Here is a 14,049-nt window from a genome sequence, read left to right as displayed (position 1 = left end):
TTGGCTGTTTTCTCCCAAAATATATTTCAGGTATATACAATAAAGCTAGGAGGAAATCAGAATGGGCAGCCAGGCCTATCTTGCGCTTACGTTCTTTCTTTTCACGTACGCATGTATCATCAGTGAGAAAATTCATCGAACCATTATTGCAATGGTTGGTGCTGTCCTGCTGGTTATAACAGGCATCGTCAGCCAGGAGCATGCGCTTCATTACATTGACTTTAATACGCTTGGGCTGTTGATTGGCATGATGATCTTAGTGGCAATCACTTCTCAAACTGGCCTTTTTAAGTATATGGCCATTAAAGCTGCTAAATTAGCGAAGGGCAGACCCGCCGCGATTCTTATCTATCTTAGCTTGATTACAGCAGTGGCTTCTGCTTTTTTAGACAACGTAACCACTGTCTTGCTGATTGTGCCCATTACTTTTAGTATCGCTCATTCCCTTAGAGTAAACCCCATTCCCTATCTGATAAGTGAAATATTAGCCGCTAATATTGGAGGGACCGCAACATTAATTGGTGACCCGCCCAATATTATGATAGGTAGTGCTGTCCCCAAGCTAGACTTTATGGCTTTTCTAACAAATCTGGCTCCGATCGTTATCCTCATTATGCTCGTAACACTTACTTTATTGTATTTCATTTTTCGTAAGCAATTAGTGACAACACCAGACCTGCAAGACAAAATTATGGAACTAAATGAAAAGGAAGAACTGACCGATATCCGTTTACTAGTAAAATCGCTTATTGTACTAGGTCTGACCATTACAGGCTTTGTTATTCATAATCTACTAGGATTGGAAACGGCTACTATCGCTTTAACAGGTGCATTTTTCTTATTATTGATAACGGGAGAAAATTATTTAGAGGATGCCTTGTTACAGATAGAATGGACAACCCTGTTTTTCTTTGTAGGCCTCTTTATTTTAGTTGGTGGATTAGTAGAAACAGGAGTAATTGATTTACTGGCGAAGAAAGTCATGTCACTAACAGGTGGAGAGGCTATGAGCTCAGCTTTTCTTATTCTTTGGTTAAGTGCGATAGCATCAGCCTTCGTCGATAATATTCCATTTGTAGCGACAATGATACCCTTGATTAAGGGCTTGGGCCATTTGGGTATAGAAAATATAGAACCTCTTTGGTGGAGTTTATCGCTTGGAGCCTGTCTAGGTGGAAATGGAACAGTAATCGGCGCTAGTGCTAACGTTATTGTGATTGGATTGGCCATGAAGGATGGTTATCGCATTAGCTTTCTAGGCTTCATGAAGATCGCTTTCCCACTCATGCTTCTTTCCATCTTGATGTCTAATCTTTATCTGTATTTAGTTTATTTCATGTAAAAAGGAGGAAAAATCATGGTTACGTATACGTTTAATGAAACAGCCATCCACATTGAAGAAACACCTAACGAGAAGGATGTTACCTTCCGTGTAGAAATAAAATCAGAGGCAATGCGGGATCGTATCAAAGAATTGCGTACCTATCTAAACAACGATAAAGACTATACAGACGCATTATTTTATACCGATCAGCAAGGAGTCTTTGAAATTATCGTTCGAAATGATTACTATTTGAAATTTTTAACGGAAGCCTTCCGTTTTCATTGTCTAGAATCGCTACGTTGGAACGAATAATAGAAGTGAAAAAATCGTATTCCGTAGTAAAAAAGCCAAGTGCTTAGGAAGATACACCTATTGCCTTGGCTTTTTTGCAATTTATCAACCAAACCAATATGAACACTTGGTTTTTTAAGCTAGGTATCTGATATTTCTCTGCTCGTTACGTTTTTGCTTTACGCTTTCTGGCTATCATACTTGACTCAGAACTACTATCTTCTTTCTTTGTGGTCCCTGTTTTTGCTGGTTTAATAGCAAACAAGGAAAGAATTACGGCCACTAAACAGATTCCCGCTACCATCAGAAATAATACACGATGCGAAAATGCAATCAAATAGGCAAATAAAGGCGGCCCTATGGCAACTCCAACAAACCGTGCACTATTGTACAATGCTGTAATGGTTCCTCTCTCTGTTTTTTCAAAGCGTTCCGTCAACAGAGCATCTAAACTTGGAAGTGTCGCTCCTATCCCTGCCCCACCGGCACATAAAAGAATCAGGAACAGAAATATGCTCGGCTGGCTAAGGCTAATCCAAACCATACTCACAAAAAGAACCAACATTCCCGAAGTGGACAACCATTTCATTAACAGCTTATTTTCACCAATTACCTTCCCTGTCACATAGGATACGAAACACAGGGAAGCTAATGGTATGGCTAGCACAAGCCCTTTTTTTATGCCTTCCCACTTATACTGATCCTCTAGCACCGACGATAAATGAAAAAGCACGCCAAATAATACAAGCATAGAGATACATCCGATCGCAAATACCGCATACAGCCAACGCCCCTCTGCATGAAAAATAGCCCGAATGGACTTTTTATATTCTCCGAAGCTTTTTGGTTTTTGTTTCTCTCTTGGCGCTTTCACAAAAAAGGCTACTAATAATAAAGAAAGTAGGCAAAAGACAGGGGTTGCAAAAAAAGGTAAAAACCAGATCAACGAAGCCAACCAAGCACCTAATACGGGAGATAATACTTTACCAAAGGTATTGGATGTTTCAATGATACCTAGACCAGTGCTAACCTCCTTGTCATTTCGGTACATGTCCCCAATTAGTGGCATAACAATAGGAAACGCTCCAGCTGCTCCTACACCCTGTAAGGTACGACCGACTAGAATCATCATATAAGGATTAGCCATTTTCCACGCAACCCAGCCTGAAAGAAGTCCTCCTAAGCCAGCAATCAACAAACTCGGTATGATTATTGTTTTTCTCCCCATACGATCTGATAAAAAACCGGCTAGCGGTATAAGTAGAATGGCTACCACAGAATACGTAGTAATAAGCATACTTGACTGCAAAGAGGAAATCCCAAGTTTCTTTTCCATTATGGTCAAAACCGGAATAAGCATAGAATTACCCAGTGTCATAACTAGAGGAATTGATGCTACAGACATAAGGTCCCAAGTTTTTTTATCTTCCATATTGATTACCCAATGACCTTTCCAAAAGTAAAAATGGAGTTGATGGGCATGTGGGTTTCCTCCCTTAGCACATACTTTTTTTACTATTCCTCTTATTTGTTTCGTTATTAGAGGTAAATGTCTCCATTTTTATTGTCTATGATAAAAAGAAAAAAGCATATGAATACAACCGTAGTTGCTCACATGCTCTTTCTCAGTCCAAATTCGATTAAAACTCGATTGTTGCAATCTCGCTTACATCACGCAAAATAAATTCTGCATTTGCTTTTTCAAATTTCTCCCGTGCTTCCTCTCCTGTTAACCCTGTTAAAGTAGCTGCAAACTGACAACCAATTGATCTAGCTGCCATTAAGTCAGCAACAGAATCTCCAACAACTAGCAAATTCTTACGTTCTTCCTCTGTTAGCTGGCAGGAAAGCGCGGCGGAAACACCTTTTCCTCTAGTCAAGTAACCTTGAAAGTAACAGTATGGATGAGGCTTAGAGAGCGGGGCGGTTTCTGGGAATTGCTGTTCAGCTTCCAATACATGCGAGGCTGTTACAATACAATCCGGGTCAAAAAACTCTAAAATACCAAGCTCTTTTAGTGGAACATACGTTTCGATTGAAGGACGTCCTGTGCCTACTCCTAAACGATACCCACGATCACGTAAGCCTTGTAGCACTTCTCTCATAATGGCTGGTTCAATGATCGGAATTTCGTCTGACAAAAATCCTCTTTTCCCTACCTGATGGGCCGCTCTGCCTATGGAATCAACAATCAGTCCGTCGCCCAAATACCATTCTTGGAATGTCTCCTGACATAGCTCCCACAGCGTGCTAGTACGCGCAAAAATGTTCGTTGTTATTCCACATTTTTCATAAGCAATTTGGTTGAGATAGAGTAGCATTTCGCTCTTCTCTACATTTCCTTTTGCAAAATCCGAAACAAAAGCCGCATAGTCAGGTGCAAAGGAAAGTTTTGCTTCTTTCAGCAAAGCTTGAATTTTTTTAATCTCTGCTCGCCCAATCTGATTCGTTAACAGCTCACGAACTTCTTCTTGCTTCATTTCTTGTAATTTTGCAACAAGGCAAATAAGATGATACGAAACAACTAAGTACACCATATCCCAGTTAGAGTTAATACCTTGAGCCTTCAGAAAGGTCAGCACTTGGTCATTTGCAAAAATCTCGGTTCGGACACGTCTAATCACCTTTTCCTCAGGTGTCGGTGTGAAATCCTGTCCTTCTATTCCGATATATTTTTCGCTAAATAGCATTTCCCAAATGGTCAGAGAAGAGGCGTCAAAATATCTCTCTTCGCTTAAAAATACACCATCCACATCAAATAAAATCGTTTTGTTCATCCCCAAAAAACACTCCATTCTCTCATCCATCTTACTCTCTATCTATGTGATGACTGGTATTGTAATGGTAAAGGTTGTTCCTTCCTTCATCTTACTTTGGACAGAAATTTTTCCGTTATGGGCTGCTACGATATTTTTTGCAATTGCTAAACCTAATCCAGTTCCAGCTCGACCACGCGTTCGAGCTTTATCTGCTTTGTAAAAACGCTCAAAAACAAATGGCAAATCCTCTTGCGGAATTCCACTGCCTGTGTCTATTACCTCAATGGTAATTTTTCCTGCATCCTCATTCTTTATACGAACAGTAATAAGTCCACCGTCAGGAATATGACGAATAGCATTGTCAATTAAATTAGTCAGTACCTGCTCCATTTTGTCCGGATCAATGGAAATCGCGTCATAATCCGTTTGCCTATCAAGCTGGATTTCGATATTACGTTCTGCCGCTCTGTTGGCAAATTTGCGTAACACACGTTCGAAGTAAGGAAGAAGCTCTGTTACTTCTTCATGGAGCTCCACATGCCCTGCTTCCATACGAGCCAAGCTTAGTAATTCATTTACTAGCTTCGTCATCCTAACTGATTCATCATAAATGATTTTAGCTAACTCCTTATGTTCCTCTGGAGTGGAAGCAATGCCATCTACAATGGCTTCACTGTAGCCCTGTAGCATAGACAAAGGTGTTCTTAATTCATGCGAAATATTTGCAACAAAGTCTTGGCGTAATTTATCCAGTTTCCGCTCTTTAGTCATGTCCCGCAGTACAGCGACAGCCCCTCGAACTTGATTGTGATCGTATAGCGGTACCATCACAACAGACCAGAAACGCCCTTGTGCTTCAAAATCTTCCATTACTTCTTGTTCTGATAGCAACATTTTTTGATACAATTCCTGAATCGGTAAAGGACGCCCTTGATTTTCATACGCCCAGTCCCGAGTAAAATCTTCTGCCTGAGGATTTGTTAATACGACACGCCCTTTTTGATCCAGCATGATTACGCCATCAATCATACTACGTAAAACAGTTGCCATTTGCTCCTTCTCATGCGACAGAGCATTTACTACATTACGCAGTTTCAGTGTCATAACATTAAAGGCAGCAGCTAGCTCACCGATTTCATCCGTAGATCGAAGCGGTATTTCCGTATTAAATTCTCCTTCAGCGATGCGTTGAGCAGATTGCTTAATCTGACGCAATGGTGAGGTAATACGCGAAGATAGAAAGAACGCGAATACCGTTGTTAAAATAAATCCAATGACACCTACAACAAAAATAAGTTGTCTAATCTCGAGATAAGTACCATTCACTTCTTGGATGGCTTGATATAAAATAAGTGCCGATTTTTGTTTCCCATCAAAGGAAAAAGGAATAGCCATAGCCAGAAACTGCGTGTGTTCAAGACTGTCTGAAGCTTTATCTCCAAAAATCAAACGATTAGGGCCAACCTGCTTTCCTGCAAAAGCATCGTCTATAGGAAATCCCCCGCTGTTTAACAGCTTATCCAGTGTAAGGGACGGTTGCTTTTCATCCGTCGCTTCATGAGCAAGAACGCGTTTTTGCTCATCCACTACCAGTAGACCTGTATGGTATACGCTCATGATTTTGGAAGCCATCTTAAGCATTTCTTTTTGATCACGCACAGTTTCCAGATCGGCAGCAACTTTTGTTCCAAGAAGAGCTAAATCAGCCGACTGCTTTTTCAGATAATAACTGCCAAAGGACTGAACTAGCAGGAGGCTGAAAATCGTAAGTACCACCGCGAATAACGCTATGATTGTCATCCAAAGCTTTCCGACAACACTTCGCAGTATATTATCCACTTATTTTGGCACCTCGAGTTTATACCCTACGCCCCAAACGGTTGAAATCATTTGAGCAGCGTCAGGAGATACTTTGTTTAGCTTTTCTCTCAGACGTTTGATATGCGTATCCACGGTCCGCAAATCCCCGAAAAAATCATAGTGCCAAACATCTTTTAGTAATTCTTCTCGCGTAAATACTTTATCTGGAGATAATGCTAAATAATGCAATAACTCATACTCTTTTGGAGTTAGATTTACCTCAACACCATTTGCGGTGACCTTATGAGCATCATGATCAATTGTTAACTCTGGAAAAACCAGAATGGAATGACTGGATACCGTATCTGTTTTTAAATAAGCAGTAGCAGAAGAACGACGCAAAATCGCTTTCACACGGAAAACAACCTCACGCGGACTAAACGGCTTTACTACATAATCATCTGCGCCAGCCTCGAAACCATTCACACGATTCGTTTCTTCTCCTTTAGCCGTCAACATGATGATTGGCGTCGCTTTTTGCTCACGAATTCTTGTACAAACTTCGATTCCATCCATACCAGGCAGCATCAGATCGAGCAAGATAATATCGTAATCTTGATTTAAAGCCTTATCCAAGGCTTCTTCTCCATGCTCTGCCTCATCAATATAGTAATTCTCTCTCTCCAAATACATCTTTAGAAGGCGACGGATTCTTTCTTCGTCGTCTACGATGAGGATTCTTTCTTTCTCCACCCAGATCACCTCTGCTACAACATTGAAATTAATTGTTAAAATGAGTACAACCTACTTATCTAAAATAGCCTATACATCTTGATAGTACAAGTAAAAAGCTGGCGTACAACCAGCTTTTTTAACTTGTTAGCAAATTTTTAGAGTTAAGCACCTGCATAAGAGTGCAAGCCTACGATCACCAAATTTACTACAACCAGTGTTACTAATATAATAACAAACCCTAGTACTGCCATCCAAGCAGATTTTTCTCCAATCCATCCCTTCGATAGACGAAGGTGCAAATAGACACTGTAAAACAGCCATACAATCAATGCCCATGTCTCTTTCGGGTCCCAGCCCCAGAAGCGACCCCATGCTTCATTTGCCCAGATCATGGCGAAAACAAGCGCTCCTAAAGTGAAAATGGGATATCCAATAGCAATGGCACGGTAGCTGATCTCATCAATGAGCTCTGGATCAATGTCTTCTAAAGCTGGTTGGATCGCTGCCGCAATCCGTTTACGTAAAATCAATCGAAGCAATCCATAAAACACAACTCCTGACAGCACAGACCAGATCATCGTATTAAATTTACGAGCCGCATCCTTCCCATGCATAAAGGTGGGTGCTTCAAATAATGGCTTGATTGGACCTTCTTTGATGATTTTATACTCTTGTGGTGCCACAATTGCCGGCAATTTATACTCAACCTGCTGCATATTTTTAACAATAGCCGGATTATTTTCGTCATAAACCGGAAATTCAAAGGTAGTTCTTAAGCTTGGTGAGGAAAAGGATGCCGAGACAACAATAAATCCAACCATCATTAAAACAACACTAATGGAAAACTCTAGCCAAAAGGTACTTGCTGACTTTTTGATTTGTGGAATGGTGCGAATTAAGTACATGAGCCCCGCAGCAAAGCCAACCGCCAAAATTCCTTCCCCAAGTGCTGCAGTCGTTACATGAATCTTTAACCAGTAGCTTTGTAACGATGGAATAAGTGGCGTGATCTCCTTAGGGAATACACTTGCATAAGCGAGCATAATAGCTGCTAGCGGCATTGCGAAGGCACCAAGTACGCCTAATTTATAGATGTAATAAAGCAATAAGAATGCGGCTACAATACATATTGACAAAAAGGAGATAAATTCAAACATATTACTGGTAGGAATACGTCCAGACACGATCCATCTTATGATAAACTGTCCCAAATGGCCTAAAAACCCGATTACAGTGATTCCCACGCCAATCTTTGCATATCGTGCCTGGTGCGCCTTTGCATCCCTGTTAGACCAACGTTTTCCCGTGATTGCTACTGCAAATACGATCGTAGCGATCAAATACAACACAAAGGCCATCAATAATAGATTGCTACTTATCTGTATCAATCGTGAGAACCCCTTTCTTTACGCTTTCTTCTTCGATTTTTGTTTATCTTGTTCAAGAATGAGTTCCAATGGTAACTCTAATTGTTTCACCAGGTTCTTAGCTTCTTGTTGTAAACCAAACCAGTTTTTATTGGTGTGACCGGCTAGATACAGCTCATTATTTGTAACATGCACCCAAATACGGCGATGTTGCCAATAGAAGCCCATGACTAATCCAATCATCGTAATAAAAGCCCCACTGTAGATTAACGGAATCATCGTATCTTTACGCACCAATAGGCCGCTTGAATCAATGATATCAGGCTTATGTACCTCTAAAATGAAGCGAGGCGATTTTGTATTTTCAATAAAACCACCAGCTACGTATGCTAATCGTTCACTTTCATTTGTTTTGGAATCAATAATTTCCAAGGCAACCATCGGATTATTTGGTAAAGTCGTTTTGGTCGTTGGTAATCCATCTTTGCCCAACTCAAAATCTGGGAAATAATCCATGACACGAACAACGTAATGATTGCCTACCTTTTGTTCCTTTTTCGGCTCATACAAATCAATTTTGAACGAACCTATTCTTTTTTCTTTTTCTATGGCATCATATAAATCAAAATTAAGAGCGCCCAGCATTTGTTCTCGGCGATCCAATTGATATAAAAGGATACCCTCGTAAGTCATTGGATGATTAACAGTAATCGATCCTCTCTTGACCTCCACCAATTTGGGCTTGGCTCCTGCTAGCCCATCATTTTCATTTTTGTATAAAACGGCATCAGTCTGGTAATTCTTCGCGATTACTTGCCCTTCTTGCAAAGGAAGATCTTCAGCAAATTCATCCTTTGTATAATATTCAGTCTTATAATCTAAATTCTCAATATAGAACTCTGTTCCCGGCACTTTTACGGTTTGCCCTTCACGCACCCAAATCGTTTCCTCTAAAAAGAATTGTGGGACGCCACGCAGTAAAACACCTAACAAGAAAATAATCAGTCCAATATGATTCACATAAGGACCCCATCTGCTAAACCTTGCTTTTTCTCCCAGTAGGGAATTACCTTCCCGGTAAACGCGATAGCCTTTTTTCTTATACCAGCTCTGGACTTGTTCAAGCTTCTCTTCAACGGAAAGTCCCTCAGTTAATACCGTATCAGCATGTAATTTCTGCCCTTTATAAAACGATAGGTGCTGATTCAAACGTGGTTTATTCAAAGCTTTGTACAGTGGAATTACCCGGTCTAAGCTACAAATAACCAATGATATTCCGATCATTACCAGTAAGCTAACAAACCACCAGGACCCATACATCTCATGAAAACCTAAGGCGTAATATACCTTGCCAAAAAAACCGTATGTTTGCTCGTAAAACAAAGCTTTGCTTGGTTCATCCAGCAACGGGACTGGTACGTATTCCAACTGCGGTAGGATCGTCCCAATTCCTGCCATTACTAAGGTAATGATTATTATGATGATTGCGATTTTTACAGACGAAAAGAAATTCCAGACTTTGTCCACCACCGTGGTGGAATAAGTCTGGGAACGACGCGCTGTTCCTTCATAACGCATATCAGGAAACGCTTTCTTTTCATCTAACTCTTTAACAGAATGCAAAAGAGGTATACCGCAGGATTCACACAAAAGCGTCCCCACCGGGTTGGTGTGTCCGCACTCACATTTTCTCTGATCCATGTTCGTGTCCTCGCTTACGGTTTAATTTGTCTTCACAGGTCTAATCTTTTCTAGCGCGGAATTTATTCTTTTTTCATCCATTTGTCCAATGATGATTTCTTGAACGATGCCATCCTGATCAATATAAAACGTACTAGGCATTTTTCCGATGTTATATGCTTTTGTTACTTCTTTTTGCTTATCCATCAAAATGGGAAACGTGGTATTTACCTGACGGACAAATTGCTCAGCAGATACCTCCGACTCTCCCACGTTGACCCCTACGATGACAATGTTTTGATCCTTATTGGCAAGCCATGCTTTTTCTAAGTCGGGCATTTCATTTCTACAGGGTTCACACCAAGAGCCCCAGAAATTAAGAATGACTCCCTTCCCTTTTAGATCAGCCAATGTCATCGTTTCACCCTCTAAGCTTTGCAAACTGAAATTAGGCGCTTTATCTCCTTTTTTAATTTCATTTGGCTTAGCAAAGCTTGTGTACAAAGCAAAAACGAGAGCAACTAACAAAACTCCCAAAATAGCAACTCGCATTGATGTTCTTTTTTGTTTATTCACATTTGTTCACCTGACTTTGTTCAGAATCATTCCAATTATTACTCATTCCTTCTTTATTATAGCTTGCCGCTATTTTAAACGAGTTGGATATTTTGAACAACTTTTGAACGATGTGCTATTCATCACAAACGTTTGTTCGGTTTCTTTTGAACTTTTTTTAACTCACTCCGCAATCGTTCTACTTCTTCCTTTTTTAATAACCGATATGTACCAAGGCCAAGATTGCCTAGCGTAAGAAAGCTAACCTGAATTCGTTGCAGGGTAATTACGGGATGTCCAATTGCTTGACACATTCTGCGCACTTGACGATTGCGGCCTTCATGAATGGTCAGCTCAATTAAGGTGCGATTTTTCTTGACATCTCGCTCCAAAATTCTAGCTTTTCCAGGAGAGGTCATTCCGTCCTCTAATTTAATCCCCTTAGCTAGTCGAGAGACACTTTCCGATGTAGGCATCCCTTTGACCCAAGCCCGATATACCTTATCCATCTCAAATGACGGATGAGCCAAACGATTAGCCAATTCCCCATCGTTTGTCATAAGTAAGAGACCCGATGTATCAAAATCTAAACGGCCCACTGGATAGACCCTCTGTGGAATTTGTTTAACCAGATCACGAACGGTTTTACGTCCTTCAGGATCACTCATGCTTGTAATGACTCCTGTAGGTTTGTTAAGTAAGAGATATACATGTTCTTCTTGTGCAATGGACTTATTATCAACCAGAATTTGATCTACAAAGGCATTTACCTTGGTACCCAGCTCGGTTATCACTTGTCCGTTTACTTTTACTCTACCTTGCTTAATCAGTTCTTCACAGCTGCGACGCGAGGCGACACCCGCTTGTGCCAGCACCTTCTGCAAGCGTTCTTCCATATAGACCACCCCTCACACATTCTACCTATTTCCAGCAGGTTGGACAAGAGCACGGTTGACAAAGATTGCAAATTACTCGTACACGAGCAGTTTTTTTAGGAAAAAACACAATGAATCCCCCACTGCTAGTATGATTATTAGTCTTGTCATATGGGGTTAAAAAATATGTTGTTGGTTGTCTATAAAGATTGCACAGAACAAACCAATGAAAAAAGCTTGTATCACAGTTTACCAACAACCACTGACACAAGCTTTAAAACATTCAGATAAAGATGCAGGAGTACGCTCATGCGAGAAGGAGAAGACATTTTAGGAAAAAATATAGGAAACAACCACTAGAGAAGCAACTACACCAATCAAATCTGACCATAGGCCTACCTTTAATGCGTACAAGCCATTTTTGATCCCCACTGCCCCGAAGTACACGGTCAGCACATAAAAGGTTGTATCAGTGCTTCCTTGCATCGTAGAAGCAAGTCTACCAATCATTGAATCTGGTCCAAATTGCGCAATTAGATCCGTTGTGATAGCGAGCGACCCTGTACCGGACAAAGGACGCAGCAAAGCCAATGGGACAATTTCCGAGGGAATATGAAGAATGTGGAGGACAGGCTTCATCGCTTGGAGCAAAATATCTAATGCACCTGATTCTCGAAACAAAGTAATGGACACCATCATCGCTACTAAATGAGGTAATATTTTGATGGTTGTCACAAGTCCTCCTTTAGCTCCTTCTACAAATGTTTCATAGACTTGCACTCTTTTATACCATCCGTAAGTTAAAACGAAAGAAATAAAGACTGGAATTGCCCAAAGCGAGAAGACATTGATCAGTGAGTACAAGCTAGCTCCCTCCTTTAACGGGACTTGCGCTTGTAGCGCAGACGATAAACACGATCAAGCAGCAGGGCAAAAACTGTTGCAATAAAGGAGGCGAGCAATGTTGTACCCACGATTTCAAACGCATTCGTTGAACCATATTGCAAGCGAATGGCAATCATCGTAGTAGGAATCAGTGTGATGCTGGCCGTATTGATGGCAAGTAAGGTGCACATAGCAGGGGTTGCGATATCTTTGTGGGGGTTTAATTTTTGTAGCTCCTCCATTGCTTTAATTCCCATAGGAGTAGCAGCATTTCCAAGCCCGAGGATGTTAGCGCTCATGTTAGAGAGAATGTAGCCAATGGCCGGATGTCCTTTCGGTATGTCGGGGAAAAGCTTTTGTACAATGGGTGATAACCAGATTGAGATTAGCTGTAAAAGTCCAGATTTTTCGGCAATTTTCATGATCCCCATCCAGAAGATGAGGACGCTGAGAAGACCAAAACAGACAGTAACGCCTGTTTTGGCACCTTCAAATATTGATTGACTTATCATTTCCATTCGTCCGTTTACAGCTGCTACGATCACACTGACTATAATTAATAATAACCATATGATGTTAAGCATCAGGTAATCCTCCCTTCAGCAATTGGGAGACATGCTTCCAGATACCACTTGGTGTTTTGTTTTGAAAGGTATCCGTTACTTTCATTTTTCGTAGGGTAAGTGGTATTTTACCAATGGAATGTTGGCCTAAGTATATCTCAACAAACCCAACATGCTCATTTACATCATGTTGACCTACCTGTTTTTGAAACAGTTGAACCTTTTTACTCACATGCTGCTCTTCTTCAGCTTTAAGCGGGTATGTAAAGTCAGCTAATGAAACCAACTCAACCTTTCCTTTGTCCTCCAATTTAATAGATTGAGGAGCATCACATTTTTCGCCCTTGTGAAGTAAAGAGCTTTCTTTGAACTGTTGAAAGCCATAATCGAGAAGATTAGCATGGTCATTCCAATCATCAGGTGCATTAAGCGTAATAACAGCAACTTGCCGTCCATCTCGGGTCGCTGATGATGCTAAGCAACGTTTGGCAAGCTTTGTATATCCCGTTTTGACACCATCTGCTCCGTCATAGAGATGGAGCATTTTATTTTTGTTTTGCAGCCTACGCTCCCATTTCTCCCCTTCCCAGGAAATACTTTTTACTTTCGTGGAGACAATCTGCTGAAACTGTGGATTTTGTAAGGCATAAGCAGATAATTTAGCCATGTCTACGGCAGTGGAATAGTGCTCCTTGCTACTGTCTAATCCGTGCGGGTTCATAAAATTACTTTGAGCCATGCCAATATACATAGCTTTTTCATTCATCATGGCGGCAAACCCTTCAATGGAGCCCCCTACCTGCAAAGCAATCGTAGCAGCGGCATCGTTACCAGAACGAAGCATCAAGCCGTATAGCAATTCTTCTAGGGTCAGCTTCTCCCCTCTTTTTAAATAAATGGAGGAGCCTTCCACTCCTACGGCCTTGTCTGGTACCGTAACCACCTTTTTTATATCGGTTGCTTCTATTGCCACAATGGCTGTTAATGTCTTCGTCAAGCTGGCAATTCTCATTTTCTTGTTTCCATTTTTCTGGTACAGAATACGTCCTGATTTAACATCAATCACAGCTGCTGCTTCCGCCGAAACCTTAGGTGCTAGCGATGCCCATGCACGAGGTTGTGGGCCTAAATAGCTAACGCACAAAAGAAAAACGACGAGTACGCCGATTATTCGTTGGTATCTCATAGTGTCCTCCTCATGCTTGGTTTACAATG

At 41.0% G+C, this 14,049-nt stretch carries 13 protein-coding genes; 2 read left to right on the top strand and 11 right to left on the bottom strand.

What is annotated here, in order from left to right:
• The first annotated feature begins 61 nt into the window (after window positions 1–61).
• Window positions 62–1,342 carry an ArsB/NhaD family transporter gene (locus BRLA_RS09050; protein ID WP_003338485.1) on the top strand — a complete coding sequence of 427 codons (1,281 nt, stop codon included), beginning with the start codon at window positions 62–64 and terminating at the stop codon, window positions 1,340–1,342.
• 15 nt (window positions 1,343–1,357) lie between these two features.
• Entirely contained in the window at window positions 1,358–1,636 is a 279-nt protein-coding gene (locus BRLA_RS09045) for a hypothetical protein (protein ID WP_003338484.1), read from the top strand.
• Window positions 1,637–1,781: 145 nt separating this feature from the next.
• Here BRLA_RS09045 and BRLA_RS09040 read toward each other — a convergent pair whose 3' ends face one another.
• The 11 genes from BRLA_RS09040 to BRLA_RS08990 all read right to left on the bottom strand — a co-directional run bounded on the left by BRLA_RS09040 (window position 1,782) and on the right by BRLA_RS08990 (window position 14,020).
• Window positions 1,782–3,047: an MFS transporter gene (locus BRLA_RS09040; protein WP_003338482.1), complete on the bottom strand. Its 1,266-nt coding sequence runs from the start codon at window positions 3,045–3,047 to the stop codon at window positions 1,782–1,784.
• Window positions 3,048–3,255: 208 nt separating this feature from the next.
• Window positions 3,256–4,392 carry an HAD family hydrolase gene (locus BRLA_RS09035; RefSeq protein WP_003338481.1) on the bottom strand — a complete coding sequence of 379 codons (1,137 nt, stop codon included), beginning with the start codon at window positions 4,390–4,392 and terminating at the stop codon, window positions 3,256–3,258.
• 42 nt (window positions 4,393–4,434) lie between these two features.
• Window positions 4,435–6,213, bottom strand: a complete 1,779-nt coding sequence (locus BRLA_RS09030; RefSeq protein WP_003338480.1) for an ATP-binding protein — start codon at window positions 6,211–6,213, stop codon at window positions 4,435–4,437.
• Window positions 6,214–6,927, bottom strand: a complete 714-nt coding sequence (locus BRLA_RS09025; RefSeq protein WP_003338479.1) for a response regulator transcription factor — start codon at window positions 6,925–6,927, stop codon at window positions 6,214–6,216.
• Window positions 6,928–7,070: 143 nt separating this feature from the next.
• Window positions 7,071–8,297: a c-type cytochrome biogenesis protein CcsB gene (ccsB, locus tag BRLA_RS09020; RefSeq protein WP_003338478.1), complete on the bottom strand. Its 1,227-nt coding sequence runs from the start codon at window positions 8,295–8,297 to the stop codon at window positions 7,071–7,073.
• An 18-nt stretch (window positions 8,298–8,315) separates the two neighbouring features.
• Window positions 8,316–9,977, bottom strand: a complete 1,662-nt coding sequence (resB, locus tag BRLA_RS09015) for a cytochrome c biogenesis protein ResB (RefSeq protein WP_003338477.1) — start codon at window positions 9,975–9,977, stop codon at window positions 8,316–8,318.
• A gap of 21 nt (window positions 9,978–9,998) precedes the next feature.
• Window positions 9,999–10,532, bottom strand: a complete 534-nt coding sequence (gene resA, locus BRLA_RS09010; protein WP_003338476.1) for a thiol-disulfide oxidoreductase ResA — start codon at window positions 10,530–10,532, stop codon at window positions 9,999–10,001.
• 122 nt (window positions 10,533–10,654) lie between these two features.
• Window positions 10,655–11,407 carry a pseudouridine synthase gene (locus tag BRLA_RS09005; RefSeq protein WP_041752053.1) on the bottom strand — a complete coding sequence of 251 codons (753 nt, stop codon included), beginning with the start codon at window positions 11,405–11,407 and terminating at the stop codon, window positions 10,655–10,657.
• Between the two features lie 309 nt (window positions 11,408–11,716).
• A complete protein-coding gene (locus BRLA_RS09000; protein WP_003338473.1) occupies window positions 11,717–12,250 on the bottom strand; it encodes a spore maturation protein in 534 nt (177 codons plus the stop codon).
• Window positions 12,251–12,264: 14 nt separating this feature from the next.
• Entirely contained in the window at window positions 12,265–12,855 is a 591-nt protein-coding gene (locus tag BRLA_RS08995; protein WP_003338471.1) for a nucleoside recognition domain-containing protein, read from the bottom strand.
• Complete coding sequence (locus tag BRLA_RS08990; protein ID WP_003341885.1) at window positions 12,848–14,020, bottom strand: D-alanyl-D-alanine carboxypeptidase family protein; 1,173 nt, start codon at window positions 14,018–14,020, stop codon at window positions 12,848–12,850. The genes BRLA_RS08995 and BRLA_RS08990 overlap by 8 nt, the downstream gene beginning before the upstream one ends.
• Window positions 14,021–14,049: the final 29 nt, after the last annotated feature.

This window comes from Brevibacillus laterosporus LMG 15441, from assembly GCF_000219535.2.
Lineage (GTDB): Bacteria > Bacillota > Bacilli > Brevibacillales > Brevibacillaceae > Brevibacillus_B > Brevibacillus_B halotolerans.
This window is presented reverse-complemented; position numbering and strand designations above follow the sequence as displayed.

Coding starts and splice junctions, on each gene's coding strand:
- BRLA_RS09050 (WP_003338485.1), top strand. CDS start 62: ATGGGCAGCCAGGCCTATCTTGCGCTTACGTTCTTTCTTTTCACGTAC.
- BRLA_RS09045 (WP_003338484.1), top strand. CDS start 1,358: ATGGTTACGTATACGTTTAATGAAACAGCCATCCACATTGAAGAAACA.
- BRLA_RS09040 (WP_003338482.1), bottom strand. CDS start 3,047: ATGGAAGATAAAAAAACTTGGGACCTTATGTCTGTAGCATCAATTCCT.
- BRLA_RS09035 (WP_003338481.1), bottom strand. CDS start 4,392: ATGAACAAAACGATTTTATTTGATGTGGATGGTGTATTTTTAAGCGAA.
- resB (WP_003338477.1), bottom strand. CDS start 9,977: ATGGATCAGAGAAAATGTGAGTGCGGACACACCAACCCGGTGGGGACG.
- BRLA_RS09005 (WP_041752053.1), bottom strand. CDS start 11,407: ATGGAAGAACGCTTGCAGAAGGTGCTGGCACAAGCGGGTGTCGCCTCG.
- BRLA_RS08995 (WP_003338471.1), bottom strand. CDS start 12,855: ATGCTTAACATCATATGGTTATTATTAATTATAGTCAGTGTGATCGTA.
- BRLA_RS08990 (WP_003341885.1), bottom strand. CDS start 14,020: ATGAGATACCAACGAATAATCGGCGTACTCGTCGTTTTTCTTTTGTGC.